This is a genomic window from Ruegeria sp. H8 (assembly GCF_056532905.1).
On the sequence record NZ_JBQFNY010000002.1, the window covers coordinates 562,996 to 578,653 of the forward strand.

Annotated in this window: 18 protein-coding genes; 9 read left to right on the top strand and 9 right to left on the bottom strand. The window is 58.7% G+C overall.

Annotation, left to right across the window (positions count from 1 at the left end):
* Positions 1 to 84 precede the first annotated feature (84 nt).
* The 4 genes from ACR0A2_RS09175 to ACR0A2_RS09190 are packed head-to-tail and all read left to right on the top strand — an operon-like array spanning position 85 to position 1,992.
* Complete coding sequence (locus ACR0A2_RS09175) at positions 85 to 555, top strand: EF-hand domain-containing protein (RefSeq protein WP_480834807.1); 471 nt, start codon at positions 85 to 87, stop codon at positions 553 to 555.
* Positions 556 to 561: 6 nt separating this feature from the next.
* Positions 562 to 1,179 (top strand): RNA polymerase sigma factor, encoded by a 618-nt coding sequence (locus tag ACR0A2_RS09180; RefSeq protein WP_152458569.1) that lies wholly within the window; start codon positions 562 to 564, stop codon positions 1,177 to 1,179.
* Complete coding sequence (locus tag ACR0A2_RS09185; protein ID WP_480445643.1) at positions 1,169 to 1,522, top strand: hypothetical protein; 354 nt, start codon at positions 1,169 to 1,171, stop codon at positions 1,520 to 1,522. The genes ACR0A2_RS09180 and ACR0A2_RS09185 overlap by 11 nt, the downstream gene beginning before the upstream one ends.
* Complete coding sequence (locus ACR0A2_RS09190) at positions 1,519 to 1,992, top strand: periplasmic heavy metal sensor (RefSeq protein ID WP_480834808.1); 474 nt, start codon at positions 1,519 to 1,521, stop codon at positions 1,990 to 1,992. Before ACR0A2_RS09185 ends, ACR0A2_RS09190 begins: the two co-directional genes overlap by 4 nt.
* A 5-nt stretch (positions 1,993 to 1,997) precedes the next feature.
* On the opposite strand, the gene ACR0A2_RS09195 is transcribed toward ACR0A2_RS09190, so the two are convergent.
* Positions 1,998 to 3,398: a diguanylate cyclase gene (locus tag ACR0A2_RS09195; protein ID WP_480834809.1), complete on the bottom strand. Its 1,401-nt coding sequence runs from the start codon at positions 3,396 to 3,398 to the stop codon at positions 1,998 to 2,000.
* A gap of 88 nt (positions 3,399 to 3,486) precedes the next feature.
* On the opposite strand from ACR0A2_RS09195, the gene ACR0A2_RS09200 reads away from it, so the two are divergent.
* The 5 genes from ACR0A2_RS09200 to ACR0A2_RS09220 all read left to right on the top strand — a co-directional run bounded on the left by ACR0A2_RS09200 (position 3,487) and on the right by ACR0A2_RS09220 (position 7,861).
* On the top strand, positions 3,487 to 3,771 hold the full coding sequence (locus tag ACR0A2_RS09200; protein ID WP_152458565.1) for a DUF3572 domain-containing protein: 285 nt from the start codon (positions 3,487 to 3,489) through the stop codon (positions 3,769 to 3,771).
* Positions 3,772 to 3,795: 24 nt separating this feature from the next.
* Complete coding sequence (locus tag ACR0A2_RS09205) at positions 3,796 to 4,488, top strand: HAD family hydrolase (RefSeq protein ID WP_480834810.1); 693 nt, start codon at positions 3,796 to 3,798, stop codon at positions 4,486 to 4,488.
* A gap of 118 nt (positions 4,489 to 4,606) precedes the next feature.
* Positions 4,607 to 6,166 (top strand): trimethylamine methyltransferase family protein, encoded by a 1,560-nt coding sequence (locus tag ACR0A2_RS09210; RefSeq protein WP_171205475.1) that lies wholly within the window; start codon positions 4,607 to 4,609, stop codon positions 6,164 to 6,166.
* 118 nt (positions 6,167 to 6,284) lie between these two features.
* Positions 6,285 to 6,872 carry a heme NO-binding domain-containing protein gene (locus tag ACR0A2_RS09215; protein WP_480834811.1) on the top strand — a complete coding sequence of 196 codons (588 nt, stop codon included), beginning with the start codon at positions 6,285 to 6,287 and terminating at the stop codon, positions 6,870 to 6,872.
* Positions 6,869 to 7,861 (top strand): diguanylate cyclase domain-containing protein, encoded by a 993-nt coding sequence (locus ACR0A2_RS09220; protein ID WP_480834812.1) that lies wholly within the window; start codon positions 6,869 to 6,871, stop codon positions 7,859 to 7,861. The genes ACR0A2_RS09215 and ACR0A2_RS09220 overlap by 4 nt, the downstream gene beginning before the upstream one ends.
* Before the next feature lie 37 nt (positions 7,862 to 7,898).
* On the opposite strand, the gene ACR0A2_RS09225 is transcribed toward ACR0A2_RS09220, so the two are convergent.
* From ACR0A2_RS09225 to ACR0A2_RS09260, 8 genes are all read right to left on the bottom strand, one after another.
* Positions 7,899 to 8,597 (bottom strand): CbiX/SirB N-terminal domain-containing protein, encoded by a 699-nt coding sequence (locus ACR0A2_RS09225; protein ID WP_480834813.1) that lies wholly within the window; start codon positions 8,595 to 8,597, stop codon positions 7,899 to 7,901.
* Between the two features lie 61 nt (positions 8,598 to 8,658).
* Positions 8,659 to 9,591, bottom strand: coding sequence for an AEC family transporter (locus ACR0A2_RS09230; RefSeq protein WP_480834814.1), 933 nt, complete (start codon positions 9,589 to 9,591; stop codon positions 8,659 to 8,661).
* Positions 9,592 to 9,645: 54 nt separating this feature from the next.
* Positions 9,646 to 10,443 (bottom strand): MBL fold metallo-hydrolase, encoded by a 798-nt coding sequence (locus ACR0A2_RS09235; RefSeq protein ID WP_480834815.1) that lies wholly within the window; start codon positions 10,441 to 10,443, stop codon positions 9,646 to 9,648.
* Entirely contained in the window at positions 10,440 to 11,246 is an 807-nt protein-coding gene (locus ACR0A2_RS09240; RefSeq protein WP_480834816.1) for a TatD family hydrolase, read from the bottom strand. The genes ACR0A2_RS09235 and ACR0A2_RS09240 overlap by 4 nt, the downstream gene beginning before the upstream one ends.
* Complete coding sequence (locus tag ACR0A2_RS09245) at positions 11,243 to 12,364, bottom strand: DNA polymerase III subunit delta' (protein WP_480834817.1); 1,122 nt, start codon at positions 12,362 to 12,364, stop codon at positions 11,243 to 11,245. The genes ACR0A2_RS09240 and ACR0A2_RS09245 overlap by 4 nt, the downstream gene beginning before the upstream one ends.
* A gap of 3 nt (positions 12,365 to 12,367) precedes the next feature.
* A complete protein-coding gene (tmk, locus tag ACR0A2_RS09250; RefSeq protein WP_480834818.1) occupies positions 12,368 to 12,994 on the bottom strand; it encodes a dTMP kinase in 627 nt (208 codons plus the stop codon).
* A complete protein-coding gene (locus ACR0A2_RS09255; RefSeq protein WP_480834819.1) occupies positions 12,991 to 14,157 on the bottom strand; it encodes a D-alanyl-D-alanine carboxypeptidase family protein in 1,167 nt (388 codons plus the stop codon). The genes tmk and ACR0A2_RS09255 overlap by 4 nt, the downstream gene beginning before the upstream one ends.
* Positions 14,158 to 14,173: 16 nt before the next feature.
* The gene (locus tag ACR0A2_RS09260; protein ID WP_480834820.1) at positions 14,174 to 15,469 is read right to left on the bottom strand and encodes an SPOR domain-containing protein; all 1,296 of its coding nucleotides are present in this window, start codon (positions 15,467 to 15,469) and stop codon (positions 14,174 to 14,176) included.
* Between the last annotated feature and the right edge of the window lie 189 nt (positions 15,470 to 15,658).

The window sequence follows — 15,658 nt, forward strand, 5'->3', positions numbered from 1 at the left end:
TTTCAGCGACGGAATTCCTGGCGCGGCCCGTTTGAATGGGTATGAGCGGCGGCACTCGGGCCGCGTCAACAAAAGGAAACGGAAATGAAAAACGTTACATTCATCTCGGCCATTGTCATGTCGGCGGTTGCGATTACCGGTACTTCTGTTCTTGCCGCTGGCCCGGGTGGCCGCGAGCCGGTGTCCTTTCAGGAACTGGACGCCGATGGCGATGGTCAGGTGACGCAACAAGAGATGGAGGCGCATCGCACCGCTCGTTTCACCGAGGCGGACACCAATGGGGATGGAAAGCTGAGCCAGGAAGAAATGCAGGCGGCCGCCCAGAAGAAAGCCAGCGATCGGGTTGCCAGGATGTTCGAAAACAACGACGCGAACAAAGATGGCTTCCTCAGCCGGGATGAGTTGCCGAAACCGCGCCGGGCTGACAAGATGTTTGATCGGATGGATGCGGACAACAGTGGCGGAATCTCGGAACAGGAATTTGCCGATGCCAAAGATCGGATGGGACGGCACCATAAGAAAAAGCATCAAAAATCGAATACAAGCGATAACTGATGCAGGATGGAGGATCTGACCTCCCACCCACAAGATGTTCGCGGCGCGGATTGCGCCGCGAACACACTCAGCGACGATGCGTTGCTGAGGCAATTCGCCGACGGCGAGGCGGGGGCGGCACGGATCCTGACCGATCGTTTGGGGCCACGCTGTTACTCGGTTGCTTTGCGCATGTTGGGCAATCGGGCCGAGGCGGAAGACGTGACGCAGGATGCGATGATGCGGTTATGGCAGATGGCGCCGAATTGGGTGTCGGGTCAGGCCAAGGTTTCGACCTGGCTGTATCGGGTGACGCTGAACCTGTGCGTGGACATCAGGCGGAAGAAGACACCCGACAGGTTGTCGGACGTTCCCGAGCCCGAAGATGGCAAGGCCAGCGTTGTTGACCGCATGCAGGACGAGGCGCGCAAGGATGCCTTGCAGTCGGCTTTGGCAGAGCTGCCCGAGCGGCAGCGACAAGCGGTCGTGCTGCGCCATATTGAAGAGCTGCCCAACCCCGAGATTGCCGGGATAATGGGCATTTCGGTAGAAGCAGTTGAAAGCCTGACCGCAAGAGGCAAGCGCAGCCTGACCGCGATCTTGGCCGGACGACGCGAAGAACTGGGGTATGACAATGGCGGATGAAGACCTGGAACTTGATCATTTGTTTGCACAGGCACAGCGGCAGCGACCGACACTGCCGGACGATCTTGCCGTGCGCATCCAGACGGATGCTGAAACTGTTCGCCTCAGTCGTCTTGCGCCTGCACCGCAGCCGATGCCTTCGATATGGAACAGGTTGATAAGCAATGTAGGAGGATGGCAGGGCCTTGGCGGGCTTGTCGCCGCAAGTGCTGCCGGGGTCTGGATCGGGTTTTTCGCACCGGCCTTTCTGCCGGACCCGGCCAACCTGTTGACGTCAGAGGAGACACCCTTCCTCGTGGCCGACCTTGGATTTGACTCGAGTTTTCTGGAGAGCACGGAATGAACGCTGATCCCAAGCCCAAACGCAGGTGGGTGCCTGTCGTCCTGGCCCTGTCACTGGCGCTGAACCTGCTGGTTGTCGGTGTCGCTGTTGGAACGGTATTGCGCCTGCGAGGTGGGGATCATGCCAAATCACCGCCCGGCTTCGGCCCCGCGTTGTACCGGGCCCTACCCAAGGATGATCGAAAGGCGATGCGGGGCGAGCTGACGGGCCTGCACAAAAAGGGATCCAAGGGTCGTGCTCAGGATTTTGAAGCGCTCAGTCAGGCGTTGCGCGCAACGCCCTTCGACCCGGTCGCCGTTCAGGTTCTGTTGCAACAACAAGCACAGGCCACCGCCGATTTGCAGCAGGCCTTGCAAACGCAATGGTTGGCACGTGTGACCGCCATGAGCGATGAGGAACGGCAGGCCTATGCAGACCGATTGCAGGAGGTCGTCAATCGCGGGCCGCATGGGCACAAGAAAAGAGACTGAACAGATCAGGCGGCACTTTGCCTGATACTCACCTGATTGCGCCCTGCCTTCTTCGCAGCATAAAGCGCTTTGTCCGCGGATTTGATCAGGTTTTCCACGCTTTCAGCCGCACAGTCTTGCGGGGCGAAACCGACCTGAGACAACTTCAACCCGATACTGACCGTCACATCAACTTGTGCCCCATGGTCCGGTAACAGGAACGGGGACTGACAGATGCTGTCACAAACGGTTTCGGCCAGGTTCAACGCCTGTTTGGGCGATACATCGGGCACGCCGATTATGAACTCTTCCCCTCCGATGCGGGCGACAAAGCCACGGGATCCCAAGGCATTTTGCATACGTTCCGCCGCTTGCGCCAAAACGTAATCGCCGCTTGCATGGCCATGGCCATCATTGATTGCCTTGAAGTGATCCAGATCGGCCAGCATGATCGCAAAACTGCGCCCCGTTCTGGCGGATTGGCGCGCGATCTGATCCAGCGTGCGCATGGCATAGCGGCGATTGTGCAGCCCGGTCAACGGGTCGATCCAGGATTCCGCGATGCCTCTTTTGAGAGAGACCCGCATCTGATCCAGTCGCGCTTTGCGGGCAATCTGGTTTTCAAGCCGCAGCAGGATCTCTTGCGCGCAGAACCCGCCCAGACAGACAGCATCGGCCCCTCGGTCCAGTGCTTCCGAAGCCTGTCCGGCGTCTTCGTCCTTCAGCACCCCGATCAAAACCGTGTGCCGGGTCACGCCGCGTGATCTGAGGTCGGCAAGGATATTCAGCCCGGCCGGGCTCGAGTCCAGTTCAACAACGATCGCATCAGGAACGTAGCCGGACAAAACACCCCGCAGGTTTGACTGAAGATGCCAATTCAAATCAAATTGACGTTGATCGTCCAGCGCCTTTTGCCAAAGCGCGCCGGTTCGGGCCGTGTGGGTCAGAATATCAACGCGCGCCGCTTTGGACGGTCTGATTATCGGTTGGGCCGGCTCTGCGAAGCCAATCGGTTGCGATCCGTTGCCGACCTGCAAATCCTGAGTGGCCGCACGAGCACGCAAAAGACTGCGAATTCGCGCCAACAATAAGGTGTCTTTGAACGGGTGCGTCAGAACATCATCCAGCCCGTCCTTCAACGCCCGCAGCCGGGCGCCCCGGTCATTTTGCGCGGCAATCACCACGACCGGAACGTCGTCAAGGCCGGGTTCCTTCGCGATCGCCTTCTTCACATCCGCAGCCGTTCCGTCCGGCAACGTCTGGGCCGTCAGAACCAGATCCGGTTGCGTACGCCGCACGAGTGCGGGCAACCCTTCAAGCTTTTCCCCCTGCACCACGTGATACCAGGCCGCCGTCAGCTGTACCTTCAGCATGATGCGATTGGTCGATACCCCGTCGAGGACAAGGATGGTTCCCTGCACAGACATAGTTGTTCACCGTTGATTGCATGCGTGAACAAAGTGTTTATGACTCTGGTTAACAAACCCTTTCCAAGACCGGATCTGACCCAAGTTTATGCCGATATCCTCTGATTCCGCCGAAACTCTTGCGCTGACGGCCCTGGCCTGGCTGGTCAGCAATGACGAGCTTTTGCCTGTTTTTCTGGGCTCTACGGGCGCATCGATCGAGGATGTGCGCGATCGGGCAAGCGATACCGAGTTTCTGGCATCGGTTCTTGATTTTCTGGTGCTTGACGATTCGTGGGTCATGGCGTTTTGTGACGCCAATTCACTCGCCTATGATCTTCCCGCCCAGGCAAGGGCGGTATTGTCCGGCGGCGCTGAGATACACTGGACATAACCATATTTTCCGCAGGAGCACCGGATGCCGATAGATGCGATCATCTTTGACAAAGATGGCACGCTGTTTGACTTTGCCAATACGTGGGGAGGGTTCGGACGCTCGATGCTGTTGCGCCTGTCCAACTGGGACGAAGATCGCGCCACCGAGCTTGGCCGTGTCATCGGATATGATTTCGAGCAAGGGAAATATACCGAAGACAGCATTGTAATCGCCGCCACGGTCGAGGAAATCGCAGAAGTTCTGATTGCCCATGTCGATGGCGTGACCTTGCAGGAGATCATTGATTTGATGAACTCCGAGGCCGCCTCGGCCCCGCAGGTGCCCGCCGTGCCATTGGTTCCTTTCCTGGAAGGTCTGCAAAATGCCGGAATCAAGCTGGGCGTTGCGACGAATGACAGTGAACATCCCGCTTTGCAGCATCTCGAATCTGTCGGAATAAGGGGGCATTTCGATTTCGTCGCCGGGTATGACAGTGGTCACGGGTTCAAGCCGGGACCGGGCCAGTTGCTGGCCTTTGCCGCCCATATCGGGGTCGAGCCATCTCGTATCGCGATGGTGGGTGACAGTCTTCATGACTTGCAGGCCGGGCGTGCGGCGGGGATGACCACGATCGGTGTTTTGACCGGTTTGGCCGAGGCCGATGCTTTGGCTCCGATGGCGGATGTGATTTTGCCGGATATCGGACATATTCCCGAATGGTTGGCCAAAATTTGATTTTCAAATCCGGGATTCGACAAAACGGAATGAAAAACCGACATATTCTGTCGCAGACGGAGCGGCCATAGGCGTCTCTTCGGGGCTTGCTTGACGAAAGCAAGAACAGGAGGCACCGATGGCCGAGACCAAGACACGCAAGCGCCGCGGAGGAGGGCGCGCAGGGGCAGCTGCGCGCAGGGGCAGTGCAGCGATTGACCAGATGCCCTGGGATCCGCCGGTCAATATCGATCGCCCCACAGAACCTTTGGATCAGGCCGGTATCGAAGCGATCCATGAAGGGGCGATGCGCATCCTCGAAGAGATCGGGATCGAGTTCTACAACGAAGAGGCAATAGGCATCCTGCGCGAGGCGGGTTGCACCATCGACGGCGACAATGTCCGCATGGGGCGGGACTTTGTCATGGAGATGATCGCCAAGGCTCCCAGCCGTTTTTCGATCACCCCTCGCAATCCGGATCGCAAGATCGAAATCGGCGGGAAGAACATCCTGTTCGGCAACGTCTCCTCCCCGCCGAATTACTGGGACATGGAGATCGGGAAAAAAGTGCCGGGCAATCGCGAGATGTGCCGGAACCTTCTGAAGCTGACGCAATACTTCAACTGCATCCATTTCGCCGGCGGATACCCGGTCGAGCCGGTCGATATCCACGCCAGCGTGCGCCATCTGGATGTGCTGTACGACAAGCTGACCCTGACCGACAAGGCTATGCACGCCTATTCGCTGGGCAAGGAACGCGTCGAAGATGTCATGGAAATGGTGCGCATCGCAGGCGGTTTGAGCCACGAGGAGTTCGAAGCCGCGCCGCGGATGTATACCAATATCAACTCGACCTCGCCGCTGAAACACGATCACCCGATGATCGACGGGTGTCTGCGCCTGGCGCGGCGCGGTCAGGCGATTGTTGTCACGCCCTTTACGCTGGCGGGTGCGATGGCCCCCGTAACCATGGCGGGTGCCGTGGCGCAGTCCTTGGCCGAGGCGCTGTGTGCCATTGCGCTGTTCCAATACGTGCGCCCCGGTATTCCCTGTGTGATCGGTACATTCACGTCGAATGTGGATATGAAATCCGGCGCGCCGGCTTTTGGAACGCCGGAATACATGCGTTCGACCCAGATGACCGGCCAGATGGCGCGGTTCTATGGTTTGCCCATGCGGTCTTCGGGTGTTTGTGCGGCAAATGTGCCTGACGGGCAATCGGTGTGGGAGACTTCAAACTCGCTTTGGGCCGCCGTGCAATCGGGCACCAATATGGTCTACCACGCAGCCGGTTGGCTTGAGGGCGGTCTGATCGCCAGCCCGGAAAAGTTTATCATGGATTGCGAAATCCTACAGCAAATTCAACGCTATATGAACCCCGAGTTGACCGCCACAGGGCCGGACGAGATTGCACTGGATGCGATCCGGGCAGTCGGCAATGACGGTCATTTCTTTGGCATTCAGCATACGCAGGATCGCTATACCACGGCCTTCTATCAACCCTTCCTGAGTGATTGGAAAAACTATGAAGGATGGGAGGTCGCCGGCGGTATCTGGACGGCAGAACGCGCGCATCACATGTTCAAGGAGATCATCTCGAGCTTTGAAGCCCCCCCGATCGATGAAAGCATTCGCGAGGAGCTGGCCGCTTTTGTCGAACGCCGCAAAGCGGAAGGCGGCGCGCCCACGGATTTCTGACCGGACAGGTGGTATCGCGCTGATACTCGGTTGAATTAGCTACAACTCAGGGTGGATTTTGGCTATTTGTTAAGGTTTTTCCGGCCACAGTGCACAGGACACCAAACTGGGGCAACTGATGCATGGTCTGATCAATCGGGCGATACAGTCCTTTGTCTGTGCGACCTACGGGCGATCCTGCTGGTTGCGCGTGACCGAAGCCGCGCGGCTGGGGTTTGTCGAGTTCGAGGCCATGCTCGTCTATGACGATGACATGACGTCCAAGGTAATGGAGGCGCTGAGCGCCGACCTCGATCGGCCGCAAGCCGAAGTGTTTGAGGACCTGGGAACGTATCTCGTGTCTCATCCGAATATGGAAGGGCTGCGCCGACTTCTCAGGTTCGGCGGCGTCAGTTACGTGGAATTTCTTCATTCGCTCGACGATCTGGCGGACCGCGTGCGGCTGGCCGTGTCTGATTTGACCCTGCCGGCCTTGGAACTGAGAGAGCTGTCAGCCACGGAATTTCAGCTGAGTTGCTCTCCGGGCCTGCCAGGGTATTCCAATGTCATGGTTGGGGTCCTGCGCGCAATGGCGGATGACTATGGTGCGCTGGTGATGCTGTCACACGAGGGGCAGCGGCAAGGCAGTGACGTCATTTCTATCATGTTGGTTGAAAGCGCTTTTGCTGAGGGGCGGCATTTTGATCTGGGGGCTCGGAACGGATGACAGATACCCAAGAACTGGCAGGTCTGCTGGAAACGCTTTGCCCGATGTTCCTGTTGGTGGACCAAAACGGGCATATTCAGCAAGCAGGTCCGACCCTGCAAAAGTTGCGACCTGAACTGCCGCTGGTGGGGCAGGGATTTCTGGATGTGTTTGAACTGATCCGCCCCAGAACGATCACCACCATTCCCGCCCTGATGTCAATGGCGGGGGCGAAGCTGCATCTGAGGTTTCATGATGAACCGCGCACAACCCTCAAAGGCTTGGTCGCTCCTTTGCCGCATTCCGGTGGCGCGGTCATCAATCTGTCATTTGGTATCTCGATTTTGGATGCGGTGCGGGACTATGCGCTGACAAGTGCGGATTTCTCGGGCACGGATCTGGCGATTGAGCTGTTGTATCTGGTCGAAGCCAAATCCGCCGCGATGGAGGCATCCCGCTCTCTCAACCTTCGGCTACAGGGTGCGATGCTTGCAGCCGAAGAGCAGGCCTTTACCGACACATTGACCGGACTGAAGAACCGCAGGGCAATGGATCACTTGCTCGAGCATTTGATTTCGGGAAATTCCACCTTCGCGCTCATGCATCTGGATCTGGACTTTTTCAAATCTGTAAATGACAAGCTGGGCCATGCGGCGGGTGACTTCGTCTTGCAGCAGGCCGCCCGCATCATGCAGCAGGAAACACGAAGCAACGACACCGTGGCCCGGGTCGGGGGGGATGAATTCGTCATTGTTTTCAATGATCTGACGCGGGAAGATACACTGGCCTGCATTGCTGGTCGTCTGATATCAAGGTTGAATGAACCGATGACCTTTCAGAATCAGAGTTGTTCGATCTCGGCCAGTATTGGCACTGCCTTGTCCACGCAGTTCGACTGCGCCAATGCCGCCGACATTCTTCACGCAGCAGATTTGGCCCTTTATCAGGCCAAGCGCGACGGCCGGTCTTGCCATCGCATGTATTCAGCGTTGAGCAAGGCGCAAACCTGAATGCGTTCTGAAAACACGATGGGCACGTATCGGGGCTTCAGGCTGAACCGAATGCCGCATTTATCTTTTTCGCAATCTGTTGCCGGATCGGAGGCAACTCTCCCACCACCGGCAGGACCACGCCTGAAAACCCTGCGCGATCCAGCTCTTGCGGGACGTCTTCCTGCACATGCCCTCCGGCACAGGCAAAGAACGGAAGGCACAGCGCCTGACCTTCGGTACCGTTCGCAGCGTCAGATATGGAAGGTGGCTCTTCGACGAAACCGACGCGAACGGATTTGAACGCAATCAGTTCTGCAAGCTGTTTCGCAAACTGCAACGCCACGGTCGACGGGTTCCGGCTGCGCCCGGAACCATGCGCGGCAATGACCAGATCGGTGGACCGAGCGGCCCAGTGTTTGTCGGACAATTCCGATCGCAGGGCCTCTGCGGTCAGGGCCGGCAGGTCCGGGTCAATTCCAAGCGGGTCCAAAATCCGTGCCGGATGGTGCCCAAGCCGTTTGGGTAGCGCGCTGGTGACAAACCACCCTTTTGCCATGAATAGTGGATAGATGACCGCGTTTTCGGGCGCGCGGTCCAGCTTTGCATCCAACGCACCCGGCGCAGCCAGAGTGGCTGAATGTACCGCTACATGCTCGGTAAGCGCGTTGACCTTGGCGGCGAATGCCGCAAGTGCAGCTTCGGCCGGTTCCGGGTCTGACGGTTGGCCATGAGCGACAATTATGGCATGTGACATTCGGATCTCCTGCTGCGTTGCGCGATAGGTGTTTCACATCAACCTGAAGTCAACACCTCAGTTAGCCCAGAAGTGTCAGCCATAGCCAGACGGTCAGAATGGACGAGGCCGTTCCGATAAGTACCGCCGACGCTGCGACCCGTTTTGCACGACCATACATGTTGGCGAAGATATAGGCGTTGAAACCCGGAGCCATGGCCGCATTCAAAACCCCCGACCGAAACAGATCCTGCGGCAGGCCCGTGGATTTGCCGAACACCCACACCAGGCTGGGATGCAGCATCAAAGAGATACAGCAAACATAAGCAATGGTGCGCAGGTCGCCCTCGGGCTTGTATTTGACCAGCACACCGCCCAAGGCAAACAACGCCCCGGGCAGGGCAGCACGGGTGATCAACGCCAGCGCTTCGTCGACCACGGCAGGGATCGCCAGGCCGGACAGGTTGACCAGAAACCCAAGGGCGATACCAAGGATCAGCGCGTTCTTGAACATTGCGGACAAAACAGACCGTGCCATGCGCACGCCACCATGACCGCGATTTCGCACGACCTCCATCACCGTGATCCCGACGCCGTAACAAAACGGAGAATGGAAGGCGATGATCGCGTAGTTGCCGGTCAGGTTCTCGGGCCCATATGCGCGTTCGGTTATCGGCAAACCCAACAGGACAGAGTTTGAGAACAGGCAACAAAACCCGATGGCAACGCAATCTTCCCAATCGCGCCCGAAAATGATGCGTGCGCCGAACAGGCCTGCTGTGAAACACAGGGCGGCAGCGGAATAGAAACTGGCCAAAAGCCGGGGGTCGAAACTGGCGCTGAGGTCCAGATGCGCGATGGCCAGGAACAAAAGGCAGGGAATCGCAAAGCCTTGGGTGAACTTCATCAGCCCATCGACATGCGCTTCTTTGAAGTACCCTGTGCGTGTTGCCGTATACCCGGCCCCGATTACAAGGAAAACCGGAAGAATGACGTCGATCAGGCTTTGCAGCATGTGGCCCCCGTGCGACGGGCCTGCTGCGATATCATGCGGGCGACGGGCAGCGGCCTACTGCGACTGATGGATCACCATCCCGTCGAAGGCGGGGGTGATGTGGTCGGGGGTTTCCGCATCGACGGTCGCATAGTCGAGATCGATATGCATGTTGGTCAGAACCGCGCGCTTCGGTTGTAGTTCTTCGATCCATCCAAGCGTCTTTTCCAGATGGGTATGCGTTGGATGAGGTGAACGGCGCAGGGCATCGATGACAAGGCAGTCCAGCCCTTTCATTTCGGGCCAGGCATCGTCGTAGATCTCGGCGACATCCGGAAGATAGGCGAGTTGCCCAATGCGGAATCCCAGGGAATCGATCGAACCGTGATTCACTTTGAAAGGACGAAACGGAATCGGGCCGCCGGGGCCGTCGATTTCAAATGGACCGTCGATGGACTTGAGCTCGAGTATCGGAGGATAAGGAGAGCCTTCCGGCTGAATGAACGCGTATCCAAACCGCCCCAACAAGGCGTTCTGGGTGTCGCCATCCGCCCAAACGGGAACGCGGGTTTTCATGTTGAACACGATCATGCGCAAATCATCGATTCCATGCACATGGTCTGCGTGAGAGTGCGTATAGACGACCCCGTCCAACCGCCCTGTACCCGTGTCCAGCAACTGGCTGCGCATATCCGGCGTGGTGTCGATCAGAACCGAGGTTGTCCCATCTGGCCCGTCGCGTTCGACCAGCATCGAACAGCGGCGCCGGATGTTCTTGGGGTTCGCAGGGTCACAATCGCCCCACTGACCGCCCAGCCGCGGCACGCCGCCAGAGGACCCGCAGCCCAGAATTGTAAATCGGAAGCCGGTCATGCAGCGGCCTTGTATGATGCCGCTTTGGTAAACAGCCGGTCGAAGTTCGTCTGTGTCTGGTCAGCAAAGGCGGAATAGTCCATGCCAAAGATTTCGGCCCCCTTTTGGGCCGTGTGCACAGTATAGGCCGGCTCGTTTCGTTTGCCGCGATAGGGCGGCGGGGCCAGATAGGGCGCATCAGTTTCCACCAGAATCTTGTCCACCGGGGCGTTTGCGAAGATATCGCGCAACTCCTGACTTTTGGGAAAGGCTGCGATGCCGGACATGGACAGATAAAACCCCAGCTCCAGCGCGGCTTTGGCCAATTGAGCAGACGATGAGAAGCAGTGCATCACGCAGGAATAGGGTGCGTTGCGATATTCTTCAGCCAGAATGCGGGCCATATCTTCATCAGCTGCGCGGGCGTGAATGATCAGGGGCAACCCGGTGCACTGGGCCGCTTCGATATGGATGCGAAGTGTCTGTTTCTGCACTTCGGCACTGTCGGCGGTATAGTGGTAGTCCAAGCCGGTTTCACCAATACCGACGAATTTAGGATGCCGTGTCAGGGCGACCAGATCATCGACCGAGGCCAATGGCTCGTCCGCGGCGCTCATCGGGTGTGTGCCGGCGGCATAGAAGACCGGCGCGTGGGCTTCGGCAATCGCACGGACGGCGGGTTCGTTGCGCAGTTTGGTGCAGATCGTCACCATCCGGGTCACGCCAGCCTGGGCAGCACGCGCGATGATGTCGTCCAACTGGCCTTCGAAATCCGGGAAGTCCAGATGGCAATGGCTGTCGGTAATCTGGGGGGTGTCGCTCATCTGTTCTGACCGGCAGTTTCCTGTATCTTGAACACCGTATCTAGGACCAGAGCGGCAGGGTCAAGGTTGACTGCCTGACCATGTCGCGCTCGAGCTGTGATCGTTGCGGAGACCTCGGCCCAGCGACGGGCTTGATTTGGTGATGCTGACAGACGCGCCAGTGTTTCACCCTCGTTGGGGGCGGCTTCCGGAAGGGGGGGCGTGCCCGTTGCCCCGGTCAGGGCCAGCCGTGACAGAGCGATGTCGATCAGGGTAAGCAAAAGTTCGAACCGGTCCGCCGCGCCGCGCTGTGCTGCCGCTTCGGCCAGGGCCAGCGCGCGCTGGCGGTCCATGCGGGGCAGGGTGCCTAGAATGGCGATCAGTTCGGCATAGATGTCCAGACCACCCAGATTGATCAAACGCAAGGCGTCTCCGACTGAACCTGCGGCAAGCGCGGCAAGGTGTTCTGTCTGCGCGGGAATTTCGGTTTCCGTTTGTGACAGGGCGGCTTGCATGTCTTGCGCGTTCAGCGGACCGAGGCGCAGCGTGCGACAGCGCGAACGGATGGTTGGCAACAGGCGTGAGGGTTGATGCGATACCAGCAAAAGGGTGGTGCGGGCAGGCGGCTCTTCCAGCATTTTCAGCAATGCGTTGGCGGCGCTGACGTTCATTTCGTCTGCTGAATCCACGATCACGACGCGGCGGCCGCCGTCCGCAGAGGACAGGCCAAAAAATTTCCCGAGCTTGCGGATGTCATCCACGACGATCTCACTGCGCAGCCGTCCCTGATCGTTCAGCGACCGGGTTATCGCCGCCAAACCCGGTTCTGCCCCGGCCTGAATGCGATGGGCCACCGGGTGATCGGGATCGATATCGAGCGTCTCGGGCGGAGGCGGCGCTCCGAACAACCCGCCATCCTCGGCCGGCGGCGTGGCAAGCAGAAACCTTGCAATTCGCCAGGCAAGGGTCGCCTTGCCGACACCGCGTGGCCCTGTCAGCAGCCAACCGTGATGCAAACGGTCCGAGGTGTAGGCGATCAGGAATGCCTGTTCAGCCGCATCCTGGCCAAAAAGCCGAACAGTTTCGCGCGGATGTGGTGCGCCCGGCACCTGATCCGGAGAAGGGATATCGTCGTTCATCGTCTACCGCAGTGCTGCCTGGACGATTTCTGTCACATCCTGCGCAACGCTGTCCATGTCCCTGTTGCCATCCACGATGTGAAACCTGTCGGGGAACTCATCGGCCAGCGCCAGAAAGCCGGCGCGCATCTTCTTTTGCAATTCCGGGCCAAAATCCTCGAACCGTTCTTCGGTGCCTTGTCGCCCCTTGGCGCGTGCCAGGCCCGTTTCAGGGTCCATATCGATCAGCAGCGTCATGTCCGATTCGCGCCCGATCATCAGGCTGTGCAACTGATCCACCAGATTTCGCAGGTCACCCCGGGACAAGCCCTGATACATACGTGTGCTGTCAGCAAAGCGGTCGCAGATCACCACCTTCCCTGCCGCCAGCGCGGGCTCGATTGTACGCTCCAGATGGTCGCGGCGGGCTGCTGTGAACAGCAGGATCTCGGTCTCGGCCGACCAGCGATCCGGGTCGCCCTCCAAAACCAGGCTGCGAATTTCCTCGGCCCCCGCAGAACCGCCGGGTTCGCGCGTCAGTACCACCTCGTGACCCTGCGCGCGCAGATGTTCCGCCAGCATCCGCGCCTGTGTTGACTTGCCTGAACCGTCAATGCCTTCGAAGGTCAGAAATAACCCCGCTTTCGTCACATCGACTCCAGCGGGTTGTTGATCACGTCCTTCAATACGATACCGCCGACGGTCAGCATACGCACTACAAACCCGCCAATCGCAACATCATCGGCTGCCACCAGCGCGCGCCGGATTTCCGGCAACCCTTCGGGCTTGATCACCAGTTCGGCCAGTTGCTGACCTTTCTTGACGGGCGCGTTGATCGGGCCCTCATAGACCACTTCGGCCTCGACATTCTGGGTGCCCAGAACCGGGAAAAGCACATTCAGATCACCTTCGGGAACAAGCCCCACGGTCTTTTTCTCGCCCATCCACAGCTTGGCTTCGGCTATCGGCGTTTCCGCGGTGGCAACTGTCCTCTCGACAAAATTTCGAAACGACCAGTTAACCACGGCCTCAGCCTCCTCTGCCCGCTGGCCGGTGCTGTCGAGACCCGTCAGCACAAAGATCACGCGCCTGTCGCCTTGTTTGGCGGACCCGACAAGGCCATAGCCCGCTTCTTGTGTATGGCCGGTTTTCAGGCCATCTGCGCCGATATCCAGTCGCAGCAACGGGTTGCGGTTGCGTGCGTTCGAGGGCGCGCGGCCATCGAATTCGAAAACTTCTTCGGCGAAAAGGGGATAGTATTCCGGAAAGTCGGTGATCAGCCGGTCCGCAAGAACGGCCAGATCATGAGCCGACATCATATGCCCGGCGGCGGGCCAGCCGTTCGAATTTGCGAAGTTCGAATTGTTCATACCCATCTGCTTGGCCCGCTGGGTCATGTATCGCGCAAATCCCGCTTCGGTGCCATCCGGGCTGAGCGCTTCGGCAATGACGACGCAGGCGTCATTACCCGACAAAACGATAATGCCGCGCAGCAGATCTTCGACACGAACGCGATCCTGCGTATTCAGGAACATCGTAGAGCCGCCATAGCTCATCGCGTGTTCCGAAACAGGCAGAGTTTCGTCCAGCGTCAAGCGTCCGTCCCGCAATGCTTCGAACGCAACATAAAGCGTCATGAGCTTGGACATCGACGCAGGCGGCAACGGTTGGTCGGCTTCTTTCGACAGCAGCACGGTACCGGTGGTTTGGTCGATCACGTAAGCCGCGCGGGCGGATGTATCAAAAGCCTGGGCTGGTATCGCCAGAACGGCAAGCCCGAGAGCCAGAACAGATGTTCGTATTGAGGACAGCATGTTACGCCTCCCTGAATTAGTCGGTTACCGTGAACGCATCTTTGAAGCCAAGGTCTTTCACGTCCTTTTGAAAGGCTTTGCGCTCGGCCCGGGTTGTGGCGGGGCCGACCAGCACGCGCCAGACTGTACTATTCGCTGTTTTCAGTTCCCGAACAACTGTGGGCAATCCGTTGCGACGCACCTTTTGGGCTGCTGACTTGGCGTTTGCCTCAACGCTGAAAGTTCCAATCTGAACATACGGTTTGCTCAAAGATGTCGCCGACGTTGTGGCTGCTGCAACAGGCGTGGCGTCTGACGCATCAATTGCTGCTGCGGCCCCCTCTACCGGGTCCAGCGGTGTTTCGGTGATCGCGGCGGGGTCTTTCTTTTGCCACCATTTCCGCTTGGCAGGTTTTTCGGCAGGTGGCGTGACCGTTGCATCCGACAAAGAGGGCGACGCCACGGCCGCAGCGGCTTCGGCGGCTACCTCTGCGCTTTCGGTTGCTGTGTCTGCCGCGGCCACGGCCGTTCCCGCAGCCGCAGCGACGGGGGCTTTCTTCTGCCACCATTTCCGCTTTGCAGGTTTTTCGGCAGGTGCATCGGCCTGATCGTCGGTTGATGTGGTAGTCTCGGCATCTTCGCTTGCGGTCTGGACGTCTTCAGCCGTTTCATCGGATGAACTGGCCGCACCTGCTGCCACCGCAGCCGTACCAGCCGCAGCGGCTGGTTCCTTTTTCTGCCACCACTTCCGTTTGACAGGTTTTTCCGGCTCTGCGGACGCTTGCGTGTCGGAAGCTCCATCGGCAACCGCAGCGGTGGTTTCGGCTGCCGATTCTTCTGCCTCTGGCGTATCCTCCGACGACGGTTCTTCCAGCTTCTCCCGGCGCAGTGCGACGACACTGACTTTTGTCGGCGCGCCCGCGAGCATTCCCAGCTCTTTCGCGGCAGCGGACGAGACCTGAAGCGCAGGCCCGGGTAAGTTGCGCTCGCGCCGGAATAGGGCGCCGGTCACCGATTTGTTGTTGGACGTGTTTTTGATCACGACACGCTCAGGTTGGAACGCATCCGGGTGCGCAACCCATATCCCGCCAAGAGAAGGCCGGCCATCCCAAAGCCCTGCTTCGGTTGTCTGAAAAACCTCAGGGGCCTCGACATCACGCTGAGAGCCGGAAGTCACCTCGGGCAGGAGTTCTGTTTTTCCCGAATTGTCTTCCGGTTTTTCAGTCGATTCAGAAGTTGACAAAACTTCTTCGCATCCGGCCAGTATCGTCAAAGTCAACGCCAGATACGCCAGCCGTTTCGGCCCCGGGCGTGTCTCGATCGCTCGCTTCATCTGCTTTTCCCTTGCCTGAAGGGGTTTCGTTTTCCGAACCCCACTGCCGATCTGCTGGTTCTGTTTGCCAGCCTGTTGCGGTCTTTCGTACGGATCATAACGTGGCTGAAGTGTCATGGAAAGACCGCTGCATGGGCTTCGGCAAGATTTCCCGATTTCGACTTGCCTCTGCGCGAACTTCGCCTTAGA

Bases quoted from the DNA above. Each gene is read 5' to 3' on its own strand.
- ACR0A2_RS09225 (WP_480834813.1), bottom strand. From the start codon at position 8,597: ATGTCACATGCCATAATTGTCGCTCATGGCCAACCGTCAGACCCGGAA.
- ACR0A2_RS09255 (WP_480834819.1), bottom strand. From the start codon at position 14,157: ATGCTGTCCTCAATACGAACATCTGTTCTGGCTCTCGGGCTTGCCGTT.
- ACR0A2_RS09230 (WP_480834814.1), bottom strand. From the start codon at position 9,591: ATGCTGCAAAGCCTGATCGACGTCATTCTTCCGGTTTTCCTTGTAATC.
- ACR0A2_RS09260 (WP_480834820.1), bottom strand. From the start codon at position 15,469: ATGAAGCGAGCGATCGAGACACGCCCGGGGCCGAAACGGCTGGCGTAT.
- ACR0A2_RS09180 (WP_152458569.1), top strand. From the start codon at position 562: ATGGAGGATCTGACCTCCCACCCACAAGATGTTCGCGGCGCGGATTGC.
- ACR0A2_RS09220 (WP_480834812.1), top strand. From the start codon at position 6,869: ATGACAGATACCCAAGAACTGGCAGGTCTGCTGGAAACGCTTTGCCCG.
- ACR0A2_RS09235 (WP_480834815.1), bottom strand. From the start codon at position 10,443: ATGACCGGCTTCCGATTTACAATTCTGGGCTGCGGGTCCTCTGGCGGC.
- ACR0A2_RS09240 (WP_480834816.1), bottom strand. From the start codon at position 11,246: ATGAGCGACACCCCCCAGATTACCGACAGCCATTGCCATCTGGACTTC.
- ACR0A2_RS09245 (WP_480834817.1), bottom strand. From the start codon at position 12,364: ATGAACGACGATATCCCTTCTCCGGATCAGGTGCCGGGCGCACCACAT.
- ACR0A2_RS09175 (WP_480834807.1), top strand. From the start codon at position 85: ATGAAAAACGTTACATTCATCTCGGCCATTGTCATGTCGGCGGTTGCG.
- ACR0A2_RS09200 (WP_152458565.1), top strand. From the start codon at position 3,487: ATGCCGATATCCTCTGATTCCGCCGAAACTCTTGCGCTGACGGCCCTG.
- ACR0A2_RS09185 (WP_480445643.1), top strand. From the start codon at position 1,169: ATGGCGGATGAAGACCTGGAACTTGATCATTTGTTTGCACAGGCACAG.
- ACR0A2_RS09195 (WP_480834809.1), bottom strand. From the start codon at position 3,398: ATGTCTGTGCAGGGAACCATCCTTGTCCTCGACGGGGTATCGACCAAT.
- ACR0A2_RS09190 (WP_480834808.1), top strand. From the start codon at position 1,519: ATGAACGCTGATCCCAAGCCCAAACGCAGGTGGGTGCCTGTCGTCCTG.
- ACR0A2_RS09215 (WP_480834811.1), top strand. From the start codon at position 6,285: ATGCATGGTCTGATCAATCGGGCGATACAGTCCTTTGTCTGTGCGACC.
- ACR0A2_RS09210 (WP_171205475.1), top strand. From the start codon at position 4,607: ATGGCCGAGACCAAGACACGCAAGCGCCGCGGAGGAGGGCGCGCAGGG.
- ACR0A2_RS09205 (WP_480834810.1), top strand. From the start codon at position 3,796: ATGCCGATAGATGCGATCATCTTTGACAAAGATGGCACGCTGTTTGAC.